Below are 18,038 nucleotides of genomic sequence, written 5' to 3'. Positions count from 1 at the left end.
AACAAGTGGTTTTTTAATTTGCTATAAAAGAAAAAAGTCAAGCGAACACGCAAAAAAATCGCAAAAAAGAAAAAACGAACTAATCTAAAAAAGATTAATTCGCTAAAATAAACGGTTTTAAATGAGGATTAATTTCTGTATTTTGGATCAAGCTTTGCAGCAGCTACTTCGTCGCAAATAATTGTTACATCTGGGTGATCTTGTAAGATAGATGCAGGAACTTCTTCAGTAACGGGACCTTCGACTAATGCCTTAACAGCGTCTTGTTTTGATTCACCGAAAGCAAGTAGAACGATCTTTTTACTGTTCATGATTGATCTAATTCCCATACAAATAGCTTGACGAGGAACTTCGTCTTCATTATCGAAGAAGCGTGAGTTTGCTTTAATAGTACTTTCAGTTAATTGAACTTTATGAGTTAAGCTGCCAAAAGGAGTTCCCGGTTCGTTGAACGCAATGTGTCCGTTTCTACCAACACCTAAAATTTGGATATCAATAGGATTTGCAGCGATAATGTCGTTATAACGATCAACTTCTTCATCGATATCCTTTGCCATTCCATTTGGAATATAAGAATGTTTAAATGGCTTCTTATCAAATAAGTGCTTTTGCATGAAGTAGTGATAACTTTGATCATTATCTGGATGTAAGCCATAATATTCATCTAAGTTGATACTTGTCATGTCAGAGAAGTCTAGGTCGCTGTCGCACATATCGTCATACAGTGGAATTGGAGAAGAACCAGTAGCTAAACCTAAAACTTTGTCACCGTCTTCCATTCCCTTTTTAATAATTTCAAATGCCTTAGTGCCGCCTTCAATATTATCTTTAGTTACGATGATTTTCATAATATATACCTCCTCGTTCATTGGTCTAGTCCATTATAAAATATAAAATTGGTCTAGTCAAATTAAACCGCTAACATTTTTAATTTTATTTTTTTCTGCGGTAAAATCTAGGTGAGGTGAGAAGAGATGGAGAAGAGTTTTGAGGAAAGTAATCTATCAGGTTTAGGTATGGGAACTTGGGGAATTGGCGAAGACACTTCAAAGAAAAAAGATGAACTTGCTGCCCTTCGCTATGGCTTAGATCATGGAATTAAAGTAATCGATACTGCGGAAATGTATGGTGAAGGAAAAAGTGAAAAGCTAGTTGGCGAGGCGATTAGAGGCTATGACCGGAGTAAAATCTTTTTAATTTCGAAATTTTATCCATATCATGCTTCTCCAGAATTAGAGCGCCAAAGTTTAGAAAAAAGCTTAAAAAGACTAGGAACCGATTATTTAGATTTATATTTACTCCACTGGCGCGGAGATAAGCGTTTATCTGAAACGGTTCGGGGACTTAAAGAATTAGAAAAAGAAGGACTAATTCGTCATTGGGGTGTGTCAAATTTTGATGTGGCTGATTTAGAAGAACTATTTAGCGTTCCTGGCGGAAAAGACTGTTTTGCTAATGAAGATCTATATAATCTCTCTGAGCGAGGGGTAGAGTACGACGTCTTACCTTGGCAAGAAAAGCACGGCGTTGGCTTTATTGGATATTCTCCCTTTAATTCAGGTAAGGGTGATTCAATCAGAATTACTAATAATCTTAAGATTGTTGCTCGCGCTCACCATGTAACGCCGCATCAAGTGATGCTCGCTTGGACTTTGAGACATGGCAATGTTTTATCGATTCCTAAAGCAGGCACAGTTAAACACATGAAGGAAAATATTGCTGCTCAAGATATTAAACTAACTTCAGATGAAATAAAATTAATCGATAATGACTTTACGCAACCGACTGAAAAGATTCCGCTTGCGATGATATAGTTTGGAAATATTTATAAAATAAAAAAGATTGATTAACCACGTTACTAAAACGTTGGTTAATCAATCTTTTTGCTTTAAGAATTATTTTTTTACGATTTTATTTATATATCTTTATCAACTTTTCGAGATCTTCATTGATTTCTTTAATTTTTTTTGTGCACAATCAAAATGTTTATTTAAATTTACGAGTTCGTTATTCATCAGTTTAGCCAAAGCTTGTAAATCTTCGCTTTGGTTAGCAGCTGATTTTTGTGAATTAATAATAATCTTTGTAGCTCTATCTGGCAATTGTTTTGAACGATCTTGATCACAATGATTATGATAAGATTCATAAAATTTATCATCCTTTTTAGGTTTGAGATTGCGGAGAAAAATAATAAAAGCGGCTTTTGATTTATAAATAAGTTGATATTATGACTCTTTTAGCGATCATATAAATTTGGATAAATTAATTGCTGTTGAAACTTCTTTCTACTTTGATTTTCCCGTAGATGATTTTTTGCTTTGCTTTTTGAACTTGAATCCAAGTATGATATGACAGATTTCCTTGAACTAAGGAAATCCCATTGTTTTTAAGTCCATAACTCAGATTTTTACCAGCAGGAAACTTACCTTTGGCAGTTTCGTCAGCAAGTTTTTCTACTGCAAGGTCAGCACTCTTGATAACTGAAGTAAGGGTAAAATTGGAAGGCTGACCTCCCTTTGCTTGGTAATTTCCAAGTTTAGTTTGATCTTCATCTGAACCAATTACCCACACCTTTTGTTTTACAGGTTGTGCTTGATTAACCTCTTTGGCAGCTTTGAAGACTCCTTGACCACTTTTACCAGCAACTTGAAAAATCACGTCGGCTTTTTTATCATACATTTCCTGGGCAATATCGTGTGCTTTATTAACATCTGAAAAATTACCTACGGTTTGATTTATCACTTTAATATGTTTATGAAGTTTGTGACCAGTAGTGACTACTCCTTGGATAAATCCAGCTTTAAAAGTATTTAGTTCTTTACTATTTTGTCCTAAAACAATGCCAACCGTATTGCTTTTGGTAGTGTAAGCAGCTGCAACCCCTGCAAGATAGGCGCCTTCTTGATTTTTAAAAGAAATACTAGATACGTTTTTAAGCTTAGGTGCATGTGTATCAATGACGACAAAGTTTTTATGAGGATTATTTTTAGCGGTTTTAACAATAGTTGGTTTTATCATATAGCCCACGCTAATAATAGTTGAAAATTTTTTGTCTAATGCGTCATTGATACTTGCTTGATAATCTTTGGAGTCTTTAGGGATAAAGTAGTTATAGCCGTTATTGCCTTCAGAAAGATTATTTTTAGTACCGTAATTTTTTAAACCTTGCCATGCAGATTGATTAAGTGAGTTATCTTTAACACCATTAACATCTGAGATTAAAGCAATATGACTATCTGACTTTTTAATTGTTTGTGTTTCATGAGTGGGTTTAGTACAAGCACTTAATCCTAAGATAAAAGCACCTGTTGCTATTAGTAGAGATAATTTATTATTTACTTTCATTTAAATACCTCGTTTAGAAATCTATTCTAATTTTAAACGAGAAAAAGACCATCCTACAAGTCAAAGTAGAGTGGTCTTTGAAAATTATTAAACTTATTTTTGAGCTTTTTTAGCTTCAGCTTCATAATCACGAACAATGTCGAAATTAGAGTCTTTAGAATCTACATAACCATAGTGTTGGTAGATGTTTTCAAGAATTTTTTTGCCTTTCTTAGTTTTAGCAATATCCTTGAATGCCTTAGCTAGTTTCTTTTTGAATGCCTTAGACATACCGCTTCTAACAGATACAGTATCGTTTGGAATATAGTTAGTGTAGTAGATTGGAACAACATCTTTCATTACACTTGGTGCGTCTTTAGCAGCAAGTGGACGAGCGTCTGAGAAGACAAAGGCAGCATCTGCATCACCGTTATAAACTGATAAAACAGCTTGATCGTGACCCTTAACTTGAACTAATTTACAGTCTTTTGGTACGTTTAAACCTTTCTTGTGAAGTTCAGCAATTGGTAGGACATAGCCAGAAGTAGAAGTTGGGTCTTGAACTGCGATAGTTTTACCTTTAAGGTCTTTCCAAGACTTAATCTTAGATCCTTTTTTAACAACGATCATTGACCGGTAGCTATCCATCAATTTATGATTTTGCTTACCACTTGGTTCATCGTAGCCATAGCGTTGTGCTTGAAGTAAAACGTCAGCTACACCACGCTTGTGAGCTAAAACATAAGCATCAGGTGGTAAGAAACCGACATCAACTTTCTTAGATGCCATTGCTTCGACCAAAGCGGAATTATCAGTTGAAACAGTTACGTGAACGGGCATATGTAATTGCTTTTCAAGTAAACCCTGTAATGGTTTAGCTTTAGCTTCAAGCTTAGAAGCTTGGACACTAGGAACGAATTGAACGTTTAACTCCTTAGGGGTATAACCATCGCTTGGTTTAGAAGCAGATTTACTGTTCGAGCAAGCTGCAGTTGTTGCAGCAAGTAAAACCATAGTGGCAGCAATCAAAAATTTCTTTATCTTCATTTTTTCCTCCAGAACTATTTAATGAAGTTGACGATTCAAAGATAGCAGACTATAGCTTTAAATTCAATAGAAAAACTGTATAATTTTATGATATATCAAAATAATTGTTCGTGTTTTATTTAAAAAAGGACTGATAAAATCAACTAATTAACTATAATAGTAGTGAAATTAGAAACAATAAAAAGTCCAGATGAATAACATCTGGATAAAAAGTTATCTAATTCTGAGGTTTAGAATTAAACCAATAAAGAACCCAACGGCTTCAGTAATAAACAATACTTGCGTATTTTGAACAACTTTAGGAAATGATTTCGGCTTTGTTTGAATCTTCCAAAGAAAGCGCATGTTCTTATAGATGGTTGGAATACAAATTAAAATTAAAGCTACACTCCAAGGAAGCACACCAATCCAAATTGCCCAACCAGTTAGGAAAAATCCTAGTAAATAGTTAAACACAAATAAATATAAGCCACCTTTGATTCCAATGTATGAAACTAAAGTATGACGTCCATTTGCAATATCTGCGTCATGATCACATAAATTGTTACCAAGCATTAAAGTAAAGTTACAAATCTCCGGTATTCCAGCGGCTAGAATAATTGGATAAATAAAGTTCCAATTAAAAGAGACTTTAGAACAAACATTGATGTAAACCATTACCAAGAAAATGCCAAAGCCCATTGCAAAACAAGCTGCAATCTCTCCAAACGGCCCAGCAGAAATTGTGTGTGAACCCGTTGAATAAGAAATAGCAATAGCATAACAAATAATGCCAACAATCCAAATATAGATATTAGTTTGAAATCCAATTAGAATAGCGCAAACAGCTGAAATGATGAATAATACCCAAACAAAAGCTAAAACGTGTTTAGGATTAAGGTGATACTTACCAATGGGATTCTTCTTGTGATCACCAGTTTTAGCTGCTTTTTCACGTTTATAATCCCAATAGCCATCATTTACGTTCATGAAAACTTGTAGAACGATCGTGGCAATACACATTTCAATTGTAGGAAAAATCCTGAAAAACTGAAAATTATATTCTGTATACATCATCCCTAATAATACAGGAATAATTGAATTAAATAGTGTACGTGGTTCAACTAATTCATAGTAGCCTTGCTTAGCTTCAGCAGACATAGTAAACTTCTTTCTATTTTTAGATTAGTCCTTGATCCATTAAATAAAGTTGGTGAAAGTGTTCATTGTGTTTAAAGAGCTCATGCGGATCTCCTTGCATTGTGACTTTTCCATCTTTAAAGAAGAGAACTTCGTTCATATATTTTACACCTTGTAAGTGGTGGGTTACCCAAACGACTGTCTTATTTTTTAAGACATCAAATACTAAATTCAAGAGCTTTTGTTCTGTCAGTGGATCTAAACCAACTGTCGGCTCATCTAAGAGGACAATTGGCGTATCTTGTAAGAGTACACGTGCTAGTGCTAGACGCTCTTTCTGACCGCCAGAAAAGCGTGCTCCAGCTTCGGCTACTTCGGTATCTAATTTCTTAGGTAATGAGTTAACAAAATCGGCTAGTTGTACTTTTTCTAAAATTTGCATCATTTGATCAGCATTAGCGTTTGGATTAGCCATTTTTAAATTTTCATAGATCGTCGTGTTGAATAAAAACGGCTCTTGATTTAGGACAGAGAATAATTTTGAGCGTTCTTTTTGAAGTTCAAGAACATTAAAATTATCCAGTGTTACGGTTCCCTGGTTAGGTTTTAAATCACCCAAGATTAATTGCAAGATAGTGCTTTTACCAGCACCTGATGGGCCGATTAGAGCAGCTTTTTGTCCTCTTTTTAAGGTAAGAGAAAAGTTTTGAATAATTGGATAATCTTCTTTGGGATAAGTAAATGAAATATCCGAAACTCTTAATGTACCCGCAAGAGCAGGATCAAGATGTTTTTGGGCAGGGAGAGTATTTTCTGGAACTTTTAATTCATTTAAGTGCTTTACGGAATCGCTATATGTATGCCATTCTTCGATACCTTGTCCAACTGGAATAAAAGCGTCTGATAAAGGAAAGAGCGCTAAGACAACTGCTCCAACATAGTTTGCGGCCTCTTGATTGCAAGTAAGAGTTTGGTTGGTGAAATAAAGAAGAGCAACCGCCATCAAACCAAAAATAAATTCAAGCCCAAAATCTCTTGCCCAATCAAACTTTCCAGACTTCTTTTCGTTTTTACTTAAAGACTTTAATGTGTTTTTTGTTTGATTGAAAAAGTCAGCTTTTCGACCAGAAATTTTCCAATCCCCAGCTCCTAGAACTTGATCAGTAAATTCTGTATAAAGCTTTGCTTTTTCTTCTTTTTCTTTAGTACGTACGGCCGCTTGCTTTAAGAGAGAAAAGAAAGGTACTAATACTAGTTCTGCAACTAGTAAAATTGCAATTACTCCAGCTAAGGGCCAAGAAAAGAGCCCAAGCAAAATTACTACGATAAAGCCAACTAAGTAGCTCAAGATCGCAGGAAAGATAGTTCTTAGGTAAAGGTTTTGTAAATGACCAATATCATCAGTAAGAAGAGACAAAATACTGCCTGTTTGAAAATTTGAGCCAACAGCTGAAGTATTTCTTTCAGCAATGTAAAAGAGGCGTCTTCTCAAAGAACTAGTGACGCGTAAAATCCAGTTATGAGATACTAAACGCTCTAAATATCTAAATAAAGGCCGGCCGATACCAACAGCTCGCATTAAAACGATTGGTACATAAATCATCAAAATGTTTTCAGGACGAGTAGCGGCCTTATCGATGGTATAGCCTGCATAAAACATCAAAGCTCCACCGCAAAAGAACATTACAACGCCGATAAAAATTGCTAAGAGAAAGTTCCATTTATATTGTGCTAGGTATGGTTTGATCCAGTGATCATTTTTCCAAGAAAATTTTTTATTCATCATAATAGGTCTTCTTTCAGTGGCTGAGTTAGTTTCTTAAAAGCAGTTCCATTTTTAGCTAAATCAGCAGGTGTGCCTTGTTCAACAATTTCCCCATTTTCAATCACTAGACACCAGTCCATATCATTCAACCAGTGCAAGCGGTGAGTTGTGAAAAATACTAAATGGTTTTCCATTAATTTTTTCATTGGTTCTTTTAATTCGTATTCAGTCTCGATATCAAGGTGAGCAGTAGGCTCATCGAAGAATAGAATCCTGCGATCTTTAGCTAAAAAAGCACGTGCTAGTGCGATTCGCTGCTTTTGACCGCCGGAAATACCACGCCCATTTTCACCAATTTTAGTATTCAAACCATCTTTTAAGCTGGCAATAAAATTATTTAAGTCAGTTGCTTTTAATGCTGTATTGATCTCTTCTTGATTGGCATCGGGATTATAGAAGGTCAAATTGTCTTTGATACTAGCAGCAAACATGTATGGATCCTGAGGGATATAAGTAATTTGATTTTGCCAATTCTTTTGATTGAGTTGAGTAAGATTTTGCCCATTAACGATGAAGTTATCTTCTTTAAGGTGTGGGGTGAGAAATCCAGCTAAAATTCGCATTAAAGTCGTTTTACCTGCGCCTGTTGGACCAATAATACCAACTTTTTGAAATCCAGTAAGGTTTAAGTTGATATTTTGTAGTTCATCAACTGTATGACTGGTTTGCGCAGATGATTTTTTATTTTTAACTACACCAGTCATTTTGGCGTTTTTATTAACAGTAAATTTATTTTGATCAACATGACTATAGTTAAAAGAAAGATCTTTAGCTATAAGCGTACTGCCTTTGTTCCACGTGAAACGTGATAATTGGTCTTCTTGCGGAGTAGTAGGAAAAGACAGGATATCAAAAATCTGTCCCAGTGCGTTTTTTCCATTTAAAGTAGCATGGAAGTCATTACCAAAATCACGGATTGGTAAAAAATATTCAGGTGATAGGATCAATATAACAAGTGAAGGATAAAGAATCAGATTGCCATTGATCAAACCAATTCCTAAAAACATAGCAATCATTGCAATTGATAAGGTAGTAAAGAAATCGAGTGTAAAAGTTGATAAGATAGCAACTCTTAAAACACCCATAGTTTTTTTGCGGTAGTTTTCACTATTTTTATAAACAATATTTCCATATCGTCTAGAAAGTCCCAGAACTTTTAAAGTACTTAGTCCACGCAAAGCATCTACAAAGTGATTTTGTAGTTTAACGTAACCAGCATATTGTTTAATAGCTTTACTTTGGGCTGCTGTTCCTAAAATAATCATGAACAAGATCAATAAAGGAAAAACTAACAGTAAAATCCAGCCAGAAAGTGCATTTAATGTAAAGACGTAGATTAAAATCACCCAAGGAATAATTGCTAGAGCTATTAATTTAGGAAAGATTAAGGATAAATAGTTAGATATTTCATCCATGCCATCAAGAAGGGTCGAAACTAAATTTCCCGTTCCAATTCTTGATACAAGAGCAATTCCTCCATCGTAAGTTTTATTAAGGAGCTGCTTACGCAAGAGAGTAGTTGTTTGATTAGCGTAACGGTTCATGTACCATTTTTGAAACCAATTAATTCCTTGTCTCAATAAATAAAAAATTAAAAATAGTAAAACATCTTGTGTAATATCGGTAAAGGGATGTCGTTTCCAAGAGCCGACAATTGCTTGAGCAAGAAATATTCCTTGCCCTAAAATAGCAAATGCTTGCAAGAACATTAGTCCTGCAAGCATTGCGAGCATGATTTTGGCTTTTGGCAATTTGAAAAGTCGTTTATCAATCATTTTTATTCCTGTTCTAGATTAAGCATTTTGGGTTACCTTAATTCTGCGTCTAAATACTACATATGACCAGATAATATAAGCTAATGCAATTGGCAAGAGGATAAGAGCTACAATCGTCATTACCTCAAGTGTCAATTTGGAGTTAGCAGCAGTCTTAATTAATAGTGAGTGAGCTGGATCAGTAGCGATTAATACACGTGGGAATAGTCCGTTGAATAAAAGTCCAACAACAGCAACTAAAGTCAATCCACTTGTTACAAAAGCAGTGGCTTGCTTATTTTTGATCAAAGCAATATCTGACCAAGCAGTTAAAGCAACAATGATTAAAGTAATAATTGTTGAAGAAATTGGTCTTAGCTTAAAGAAATCAGTTTGGAAGAAGATCAATAAGGCAAAAACAACTTCACCGATATATGCTACAAGATAAAGCTTTTCGTTTAAACTAGCAGCACGTTCACTTAATTCAGGGTCATCAATTCTTAATCTTAAGAAATTAATGCCGTGAATTAAACAAAGAAGTACTCCAGCAACTCCCGCTACAACGGAGAGTGGGTTAACTATATTCCAGAAACTTAAGCTCATATTTCCTTGAGCATCAATTGGAACACCCTGGACTAAACTACCAAACATCATTGTTAAGAAGAATGGTGCTAGTAAACTTCCCCAGAACAAAGTTCCAGTCCAAATTCTAAAGCCATGTTCAGTTTCTGCATGGGCAGAGAATTCGAATGATACCCCTCTAATAATTAAGGCAAATAAGGTAAAGAAGAGCAGAATATAATATCCACTAAATAAACTTGCATACCAATCAGAAAATGAAGCAAACATGGCACCACCAGCTGTAATTAGCCATACTTCGTTTCCATCCCAGTGTGGGCCAATAGTTTCCATCATGAGATGCTTTTCTTGATCATTTCTAGCTAAAAATTTAGTTGCCATACCTACCCCATAGTCAAAACCTTCAGTGAAGTAGAAGATCATGAAGAGTAAGCCAATCAATAAAAACCAAAGCAACTGTAAAAAGTCAATTCCATCGATCATTAGTATGCACCCCTTTCAAGTGTATCAGCTACACCCATGTCAAGTTGGCGCTTGCAGTAGTAAATCATCACTGCGCCAAGCGTTGAAAAGATAAGGAAGTACATAATGTTTGTGAACCAAAGTTCACCTGTCGTTGTACTTGCAGAAATCGAGTCGGCAATTGTGAAGAGACCATAAACAGTCCATGGAAAACGACCCAATTCTGTAATGAACCAACCACAAGTATTAGCAACAAATGGAAGGAAGGTAGAAATACCTAAAATCCATAAGAACCAACGCTTATTTTCAATTGTGTTCTTCTTTGGACGAGTCCAAATTAAACCTAGGATTGAAAGTAATGCGAATAAGGCACCAAAACCTGCCATAATTCTGAAGCTATAGAACAAGGTCTTGACAGGCACATAATAGCTCATGTCCTTGCCAAATTTCTTGTCATATTTAGCATGTAATTCCTTATTAATTTGGTTCATTCCTTTAATAGAACCGCTAGTCTTATGGTAAGTAAGAATAGTTAAAACATCAGGAATAGAAATTGCACCTTCATTTTTATGTTCTTTCGTATTTAAGTTAGCTACGATATCCCAAGGTGCGTGATCACCAGTAGTTTCGTAAACACCTTCAGTTGCAGCAAACTTCATTGGTTGTTCATGAATTTCAACTTGAGTTTGATAGTCACCAGCCCCAATTTCAGCGATTGAAGCAAATAAAGCAATCCATAAAGCAACTCTCATCGACTTCTTGTGGAAGTTAACATCGCGTTTTCTAAGCAATCCAAAAGCAGCCATACCAATTACTACAAATGAGGCAGTAACGATCGCACCGATTACTACGTGTGGGAAACTAGCCCAAAGTTGTTTGTTTGCAATTAAAGCCCAGAAACTAGCCATCTGTGCCTTACCATTTTTAATGGCATAGCCAACAGGGTGTTGCATAAAGGCATTAGCAGTCAAAATCCAGATTGCACTTAACATTGAGCCGATAAAAGAAATCCAAACCAAAGCACAGTGAAGACCTGGTTTGAATTTATTCCAAGTAAACATCCATAAGCCAATAAAGGTAGATTCCATAAAGAAGGCAAGTAAAGCTTCAATGGCTAATGGAGCACCAAAAATATCTCCCATAAAACGAGAGTAGTCAGACCAGTTCATTCCGAATTGGAATTCTTGAATAAGACCTGTAACTACCCCAACAGCAAAGCTCAAAAGATAAATTTTCCCCCAGAACTGAGCCATCTTTTTATATACTTCGTCCTTTTTAACGACGTAGAGTGTTTCCATGATTGATACAATGAATCCCATCCCAATGGAGAAGGGAACAAAGAAGAAGTGGAAGACTGTAGTCATTGCGAATTGGAAGCGGGCAAGATCTAACATTGTTACACCCGATAACATTTTCATTCACCTATTTCTATTTCCACATATATAACATCCGTTTCCTTAAGCATATACTTTATTGATGACGTTTTCAATAATATATAAGAATAAGTTTATAAATTTTTTCTTAGGTAAATTAGGGACAAAAATAAGGATCTCGAGATTGAAATCCTTATCAAGTTATTCACTTCTTAATGCAATTGCTGCATCTTTCTTAGCAGCCATTCGGGCAGGAATATGACCACCAAGCATGGTTAGAATTGTACTGATGACTACTAAGATTAAGGCTTGCACTGGATCAAGCTGAGCTACATTACTCATTTTTGTAATGGCATATAATACTGCATTTATTGGGAAAGTACATAAGTAGGCAAGAAAGATACCTAAGATGCCTGAAAATAGTCCCAAAATAAATGTTTCGGCGTCAAATACTCTGGTAATGTCACGCTTTCTAGCTCCAAGGGCCTTGAGAACGCCAATTTCTTTAGTACGTTCTAGTACTGAAGTATACGTCAAAATGCCGATCATAATCATTGAAGTAACTAATGAAATTCCAGCAAAGGCAACTAAAACATCAGTAATTCCATCAAGCAAACCACCGGTTAATTTAGTTACCGTACCCGACATATCTGTATAAATAATCTGATCTTCTTTTGATTTACCTTTATTGTATTTATCGAGGTAATCCAGTACTTTATCTTTTGATTTAAAAGAATTTGGATAAATTAGAATACCACTAGGAATGCTAGAGCCACCAAGTGAGGCAATGAATTGTTCTTTTTGAGTTTTATTCATTGGCTGATTAGTCATAACATTGGTTGAGCTATTTTTTTGAGTCTTTATAATATTTGAATTTTCATTTTGCTTAATAACTTCTTGAGTTAAACCATCGCTATAGGCAATTCCATTGTCGAGTAGCGCCATCTGACTATTATTTTTACCACGAATTACAGCAGTTAACTTTAAAGTTAACTTGCTTGAATCGTACATTGACTTAGAAGCTTTTTGTGGGAGAAAGTTTCCCGTAGGAAGTTCTTGATAGTAATCGTTATTACTAATTACTTTAAAAGTTTGACCGACAACCTTATTGAGATTTAATTTTTGCCCATCTTTTATTGAAATACCTAAATTCTTAAGTGCATTAATATTGGCTTGATTCTTATTATTTAGAACAAGAACCACATCATTGTTTGACTTTGGCCAGGAACCAGCGAGAAGTTGATAGTTATCTTTTAAAAATGTTCCATGCTTTGAATCAAGTGTTTTAGGAAAGACACTTGTATTAATTCCAACACTATTCATTCCTTGAAGTTGAGCACTGGCAATGGCTGATCCTGAATTATTGACATTAGAAAATTCTACATGTTTGATCTTGCCATTATCATTAGTTAAAAGATTAAGCTGGGTACCGCGAATAAATGAAATGTTATTAGCATAGTCAGGATTAATTTTTTTGACATAATTTATATAAGATTGAGTAATCTTATTTTCATGCGTATTTTTCTCGTTGGCAGGTTTTGAAGCGACTAGATAACCTTTATTTTTAATATTTTTGTCAGAGTCGTTTCGATTAGCGGCATCATTCATATCAGTAGCTGTTTGCGAGATGGAAATTGGAAACTTGGCTAATGTTTTGCTTTGCGTATCGTTAATTTGCTTTTGAAAACCATGCGATAAAGCTAAGACAATTGCAATCCCAATAATTCCAATACTAGAAGCAAAAGCAGTTAAAAATGTCCTACCTTTCTTAGTCATAATATTGGTAAAGCTTAGTTTTAAAGCATTCCAGTAAGACATTTTGGTTTTCTTAAGCTTAAAGGTATCTTTTATTTCCTTTTTTGGTTCGAAAGTATTTGAATCACTGAGAATTTTTCCGTCTTGAAAGTGAACAATTCGACTAGCATATTCTTCAGCCAGCTCTGGATTATGCGTTACCATGATAACCAACTTGTCACGACTTAATTCTTTAATTAGCTCCATGATACTTTCGCTAGTCTTTGTATCTAACGCACCAGTTGGTTCATCACAAAGAAGAATATCGGGATCATTAGCTATTGCCCGGGCAATGGCAACACGTTGCATTTGACCACCAGATAATTGGTTTGGGCGCTTCTTTAAGTGATTGCCAAGACCAACACGCTTAAGAGCTGCGATTGCTTTTTCATGACGCTCATTGCTATTTACACCGGATAGCGTCATCCCGAGTTCCACATTTTCAATGATTGAAAGATGAGAAATTAAATTGTAACTTTGGAAAATAAAACCAACAGAGTTGTTACGGTAGGCATCCCAGTCAGTTTGAGAAAAGTTCTTTGTAGACTTACCGTTAATGATGATGTCACCAGAATCATAATGGTCTAAGCCGCCGATTACGTTTAAAAGTGTTGTTTTTCCAGAACCACTTGGTCCTAGAATGGCTACAAATTCGCTATTACGAAAGTTGATTGTAACGTCATTAAGAGCGTGTGTTACAGTGTCTCCAACATGATATGTCTTTTTTAAGTGTAAAAGTTGTAGCATATTCCTTCCCTTCTAAGCAATTATATATTTACTCAGTCCTAAGACTGCTAAAATTGCTTGAATTATAAATAAAATTGCAATTAGTCCAATAATAACAAAGTGACGCTTCTTGTGGATAATAAAGACACCAGCGAATTCACGGATAGTAGCATTAGGCAAGAAGTAAAACCTAGTTGTTGCGCCAATACCATTAGCATTTAAATGAGCCATTTTTGCATACAATCCGGCTCTAAAAAGATGATAGTTATTAGTGAAAAATTTTGCTTTAAATTTAGTATTTCCCCAGTCTTTGGTAGCTACTTCTTTAGAGTAGATCATGTTTTGGTAAGTATTAGTTGACCTATCTTCAAGTAAGATTAGATTAGGATCATAGCCATGTTTAACAGCATAGGCTTTCATAGCAGCTGCTTCAGATAAATTTTCATCTTTTCCTTGACCACCGGACATAATTAATTTAGGTCGTTTATGACCCTTGTCATACTGTTTATTAGAAAAAGCAATTGCGCGATCAATTCTAGCACCTAAAAGTCGAGAGACTTTTTTACCTTCAATTAAGCCAGCGCCCAAAACGATTAGATAATCTTGTTTGTAGCGACGTGGTACAATTTGATATAAAACTAAATTTAGTAAGAAGTTGTACATTACAAATAGAAGATAGAAGGCAATTAATGTAGCTCCAGCGACTAATGAATGTAGCCAGCCCGGTAGTTTTTGAAAGACACCAACTTTATTTAAAGTCCATAAGCCGACTAAAAATAAACCAATAATTAAAGTTAAAAGATTGGGCAAAGAGTGACTTTCATATTTCCAAACAAAATATGCGTTCCAAAGAAAGAAAATCCATGAGAATGTAACTAAGAAAAATACTCCAAATAAAATTGCTAGGGCAATAAAAGAAAATGAAGAGGTTAAAAAAGCATTGTGCTGTGAAATAATTAAAATGGCCGTCCATATTAAAAAGCTAAGCCCAAATGCTGTAAAAATAAGGCCGTTGATCAAACGGCGTGGTTCAATTAACCAAGAAAGTAAAAATAATCCTAAAAATACTAGCATCATGAATGTAGTAATCGTTACCTTATTAGATGTAGCAAAATTTAGAAGTCGATGTAAAGATTGCATGAGTTGTGATTGCATGATTAAATGTCCTTATGTCTTTTTAATAAATAATTATAATGAAAAGAAATAGATAATTTCAATTAGAGGAAGTGTTCAGATGAAGACTTTTTTACGCTTTTTAGGAAATTTAGCAACAGTGATTATTGCTTTTGTATTATATACACTTTTGCAATTAGGTTATGCGCAAAAGAAGGTAAACTTGTTATTTGCAATTATTTTAGCAGTTTTAACAGTAGCAGTAATTTACTGGATGTATTGGATTTATAAGAGAGAGCTTAAGCAAGAAAATGACTGGGTCTTTAACGCAAAACCGCACTGGGATGTCAGAAGAGTCATTATTTCAGTAGCAGCTTTCTTTGTGCTTGTGATTTTTCAAGTTGCTTATATTAAATTGGTTGGTGGAAATGCTGTTTCTCAGAATCAAGCAGAAATTGATGAGGTTAGAAAAGTCGCATCGCCAATGTTTAATGTCTTACTAATTGTTGTAGCACCAATCTGTGAAGAGCTCATCTTCAGAGCACTGTTCTTCAACACTTTTCTTCCAGCAGATAATACTTTAAATAAGTGGGTTGGAATTGTAGCAAGTGGCTTTGTTTTTGCTTACGGGCATGACCCAATGTTTAGTAAGTTCATTTATTTATACTGGGTTATGGGAATGATTCTGGCATGGACATATGTGGAAACAAAAGATATTAGATATTCGATTTTAACTCACATGCTAAACAATATTCTGTCAATTTTATAGTAAAAGAAAAAGAGCTTTAACGCTCTTTTTTTCTTTGCCCTAATTGTTTCAAAACTATCTCGGCAATTTCATTATTAGTCCACATCCAGGCAATATGACCTAGTGCTTCTGAAATATGTTCCTCTAGTGGTTGGTCCTTAGGAGAGGGAACAGTCTTCATTAATGGCATGATAACTAGGTGAAAGGCAATCCAAACTGCCAAACCAAAAGGAACACCTTGATCTACAGTTAGCCATTTAACTTTCTTTTCTAGTAAAGCTGCATAAGCAGTTGCAAAAGAAATAGAAAAGCCAAAGTGAACTAAATAGCTGACCCATGGTAATTTTTCACCAGAATAAGTATAAGTTGCATGAGTTAATTTTGCAGGCACGCCCATTTGCTCCAACAATTTTTGCGGAGGATTAGTTTTATTTCTCTCTGGCGTTCTTGGAGGAAGAATATTTTCCCAGCCTAATTTAACTAATCCAGAAATAACGCCAGCAGCAGTACCAGCAATTAATACATTTTTCCAACTAAATTTTGTCATCAATATTCACGTCCTTTTGTCAGATCCCTTGTACTTATTGTAACAAATTCAGTCTTTAGGGGATGGTTTAAGGTCTTGGTTAGCGTGAACATTTTTATTGGCTATTTTGTTTAAATAAGTCCAAATTTGTGGACGGTATTTTCTTAAAATGAATAACAAAGCCAAATAAACAATAATACATAGACTAATCCAAAGAGGATTCTGTGAAATAAAAGCTGCAAAAACTAACGCGTTGAGGGGACGAGCCATTAAGTTAAAGCTAGTAACTAATACAATACCAGCTGGAATTGTCGCACCATACTGAGAAATAGCTCCAGTATAAATTGAACCTAGCCAGCTAGCCGCATATAAGCCTAAGCTAAACCATACAATACCGTTTGCAATAACCTTTAAGATATTGCCATCAGTAATAGCAACAATTGATTCAACCATAAATGGAAGTGAAATTAAATCAACGACAGGGAGAGTTTTGTTTCCTGGTAAAAGAAAGGCAATAACAACCATAATTGGGATTAAGATAATTCCTGAAATAATCGTGGCGGACTCGCCATAACCTACACCGTCATCAACTGCTAGGAACCAGCGTTTTTTATCGTGAACAAGATCTGCTTCAGCTTTTTGATTCTTACTTTGTTTCCTCTCTTTATCAATTTGCTTAGCTAGAGGAGTAAAAGCCTTACTGAATACATTAGTAACTAAAGGAAAGATTGTCATAACAGCTGACAGTTGAACGGCAAACTGTAGAATTTGTCCCCATGCTTTAATGGTTGTTAGATCTTTAATATTGCCTAAAACACCGATTACTATTCCTAAAATAGCCCCTAATGTAGTTGGTTCGCCAAAGACGCCAAATTTATTTTTGAAAGCTGCTGGTGTCAAATTTGCCTTATTAAAGCCAAGCAGATTCCACAGAGGATCTAGAAGAATAGCGGGGACCGTTTGAACAATGTTTTGTGCGGCACAGACAGTAGTATTTTCAATTTTGTAATAACTTGACCAGCGATCAGCCTGAACTTCAGCTAATAATAAAGTGTAAAGAAGCATAAAAAAGGATAAGCCTAGTGAAATCCACCAATTATGAGTTACATAGAAAGCAAGGGTTCCCCAAATCATGAAACCAAAATTATTCCAAAGATTAGATGGCATGAATACCTTGGTTACTCCAACAGCAAATAAAATAAATTCAGCTATCAAGCCAAATACAAAAAAAGTAAGACCAACTGGAGAACCAAAACTCGCAAGAGAACCAGCCTGCCAGCCGATATCGACAACGGGTAATTTGATGCCAGTATTGTTAACCATTTGACGAACGATCTTAGTAACTATTGGAGTAAATTCATTAATAATCCAAGAAAATCCTGTTAATCCTACTCCCGCATAAAATCCACACATCATTGCTTTTTTTGGTTTTACTTTTAGAAATAAAGCAATAATAAAGATCATAATAGGAACAATAACTGTTGCTCCAAAGGCGTTAAAGAAAGTATGAATATTATTTAGCATTTTGATCCCCTTTCTTTTGATACATTTTTAGTATAAAAAAGAAGAAAAATAAACGCTAATAATTAGGGCTATATTGCTTGGGTAATAAATAACAGAGTGCTTTAATAAACTTGAGAGGAAATTT

Annotated in this window: 14 protein-coding genes; 2 read left to right on the top strand and 12 right to left on the bottom strand. The window is 35.0% G+C overall.

Annotation, left to right across the window (positions count from 1 at the left end; all coding sequences use genetic code 11):
• Positions 1 to 128: 128 nt before the first annotated feature.
• Positions 129 to 848, bottom strand: coding sequence for a glucosamine-6-phosphate deaminase (locus tag H1A07_RS09040; RefSeq protein WP_210144988.1), 720 nt, complete (start codon positions 846 to 848; stop codon positions 129 to 131).
• Positions 849 to 974: 126 nt separating this feature from the next.
• Between H1A07_RS09040 and H1A07_RS09035 the strand changes: the two genes are divergently transcribed.
• Entirely contained in the window at positions 975 to 1,814 is an 840-nt protein-coding gene (locus H1A07_RS09035) for an aldo/keto reductase (RefSeq protein ID WP_057718245.1), read from the top strand.
• A gap of 448 nt (positions 1,815 to 2,262) precedes the next feature.
• On the opposite strand, the gene H1A07_RS09030 is transcribed toward H1A07_RS09035, so the two are convergent.
• From H1A07_RS09030 to H1A07_RS08990, 9 genes are all read right to left on the bottom strand, one after another.
• Positions 2,263 to 3,345, bottom strand: a complete 1,083-nt coding sequence (locus H1A07_RS09030; RefSeq protein ID WP_210144987.1) for a BMP family lipoprotein — start codon at positions 3,343 to 3,345, stop codon at positions 2,263 to 2,265.
• A gap of 93 nt (positions 3,346 to 3,438) precedes the next feature.
• Entirely contained in the window at positions 3,439 to 4,371 is a 933-nt protein-coding gene (gene phnD, locus H1A07_RS09025) for a phosphate/phosphite/phosphonate ABC transporter substrate-binding protein (protein WP_210144986.1), read from the bottom strand.
• 213 nt (positions 4,372 to 4,584) lie between these two features.
• Entirely contained in the window at positions 4,585 to 5,511 is a 927-nt protein-coding gene (locus H1A07_RS09020; RefSeq protein WP_003657389.1) for a prenyltransferase, read from the bottom strand.
• Between the two features lie 19 nt (positions 5,512 to 5,530).
• The gene (gene cydC / locus H1A07_RS09015) at positions 5,531 to 7,276 is read right to left on the bottom strand and encodes a thiol reductant ABC exporter subunit CydC (protein ID WP_210144985.1); all 1,746 of its coding nucleotides are present in this window, start codon (positions 7,274 to 7,276) and stop codon (positions 5,531 to 5,533) included.
• Complete coding sequence (cydD, locus tag H1A07_RS09010; RefSeq protein ID WP_210144984.1) at positions 7,273 to 9,090, bottom strand: thiol reductant ABC exporter subunit CydD; 1,818 nt, start codon at positions 9,088 to 9,090, stop codon at positions 7,273 to 7,275. Before cydD ends, cydC begins: the two co-directional genes overlap by 4 nt.
• Positions 9,091 to 9,108: 18 nt before the next feature.
• A complete protein-coding gene (cydB, locus tag H1A07_RS09005; protein ID WP_094499214.1) occupies positions 9,109 to 10,131 on the bottom strand; it encodes a cytochrome d ubiquinol oxidase subunit II in 1,023 nt (340 codons plus the stop codon).
• Entirely contained in the window at positions 10,131 to 11,522 is a 1,392-nt protein-coding gene (locus H1A07_RS09000) for a cytochrome ubiquinol oxidase subunit I (RefSeq protein WP_094499213.1), read from the bottom strand. The genes cydB and H1A07_RS09000 overlap by 1 nt, the downstream gene beginning before the upstream one ends.
• A gap of 162 nt (positions 11,523 to 11,684) precedes the next feature.
• Positions 11,685 to 14,024, bottom strand: a complete 2,340-nt coding sequence (locus H1A07_RS08995; RefSeq protein WP_210144983.1) for an ABC transporter ATP-binding protein/permease — start codon at positions 14,022 to 14,024, stop codon at positions 11,685 to 11,687.
• 12 nt (positions 14,025 to 14,036) lie between these two features.
• Positions 14,037 to 15,158 carry a YdcF family protein gene (locus H1A07_RS08990; RefSeq protein WP_210144982.1) on the bottom strand — a complete coding sequence of 374 codons (1,122 nt, stop codon included), beginning with the start codon at positions 15,156 to 15,158 and terminating at the stop codon, positions 14,037 to 14,039.
• A 79-nt stretch (positions 15,159 to 15,237) separates the two neighbouring features.
• Between H1A07_RS08990 and H1A07_RS08985 the strand changes: the two genes are divergently transcribed.
• On the top strand, positions 15,238 to 15,885 hold the full coding sequence (locus H1A07_RS08985) for a CPBP family intramembrane glutamic endopeptidase (RefSeq protein WP_210144981.1): 648 nt from the start codon (positions 15,238 to 15,240) through the stop codon (positions 15,883 to 15,885).
• 16 nt (positions 15,886 to 15,901) lie between these two features.
• On the opposite strand, the gene H1A07_RS08980 is transcribed toward H1A07_RS08985, so the two are convergent.
• Positions 15,902 to 16,411, bottom strand: a complete 510-nt coding sequence (locus tag H1A07_RS08980) for a DUF1440 domain-containing protein (protein ID WP_014567920.1) — start codon at positions 16,409 to 16,411, stop codon at positions 15,902 to 15,904.
• 48 nt (positions 16,412 to 16,459) lie between these two features.
• Positions 16,460 to 17,914, bottom strand: coding sequence for a PTS galactitol transporter subunit IIC (locus H1A07_RS08975; RefSeq protein WP_210144980.1), 1,455 nt, complete (start codon positions 17,912 to 17,914; stop codon positions 16,460 to 16,462).
• Between the last annotated feature and the right edge of the window lie 124 nt (positions 17,915 to 18,038).

This window comes from Lactobacillus taiwanensis, assembly GCF_017894345.1.
Lineage (GTDB): Bacteria > Bacillota > Bacilli > Lactobacillales > Lactobacillaceae > Lactobacillus > Lactobacillus taiwanensis.
Note: the sequence above shows the minus strand (reverse complement) of the source record. Positions and strands in the feature narration are given on the sequence as shown.

Coding starts and splice junctions, on each gene's coding strand:
- H1A07_RS09040 (WP_210144988.1), bottom strand. CDS start 848: ATGAAAATCATCGTAACTAAAGATAATATTGAAGGCGGCACTAAGGCA.
- H1A07_RS09035 (WP_057718245.1), top strand. CDS start 975: ATGGAGAAGAGTTTTGAGGAAAGTAATCTATCAGGTTTAGGTATGGGA.
- H1A07_RS09030 (WP_210144987.1), bottom strand. CDS start 3,345: ATGAAAGTAAATAATAAATTATCTCTACTAATAGCAACAGGTGCTTTT.
- phnD (WP_210144986.1), bottom strand. CDS start 4,371: ATGAAGATAAAGAAATTTTTGATTGCTGCCACTATGGTTTTACTTGCT.
- H1A07_RS09020 (WP_003657389.1), bottom strand. CDS start 5,511: ATGTCTGCTGAAGCTAAGCAAGGCTACTATGAATTAGTTGAACCACGT.
- cydC (WP_210144985.1), bottom strand. CDS start 7,276: ATGATGAATAAAAAATTTTCTTGGAAAAATGATCACTGGATCAAACCA.
- cydD (WP_210144984.1), bottom strand. CDS start 9,090: ATGATTGATAAACGACTTTTCAAATTGCCAAAAGCCAAAATCATGCTC.
- cydB (WP_094499214.1), bottom strand. CDS start 10,131: ATGATCGATGGAATTGACTTTTTACAGTTGCTTTGGTTTTTATTGATT.
- H1A07_RS09000 (WP_094499213.1), bottom strand. CDS start 11,522: ATGTTATCGGGTGTAACAATGTTAGATCTTGCCCGCTTCCAATTCGCA.
- H1A07_RS08995 (WP_210144983.1), bottom strand. CDS start 14,024: ATGCTACAACTTTTACACTTAAAAAAGACATATCATGTTGGAGACACT.
- H1A07_RS08990 (WP_210144982.1), bottom strand. CDS start 15,158: ATGCAATCACAACTCATGCAATCTTTACATCGACTTCTAAATTTTGCT.
- H1A07_RS08985 (WP_210144981.1), top strand. CDS start 15,238: ATGAAGACTTTTTTACGCTTTTTAGGAAATTTAGCAACAGTGATTATT.
- H1A07_RS08980 (WP_014567920.1), bottom strand. CDS start 16,411: ATGACAAAATTTAGTTGGAAAAATGTATTAATTGCTGGTACTGCTGCT.
- H1A07_RS08975 (WP_210144980.1), bottom strand. CDS start 17,914: ATGCTAAATAATATTCATACTTTCTTTAACGCCTTTGGAGCAACAGTT.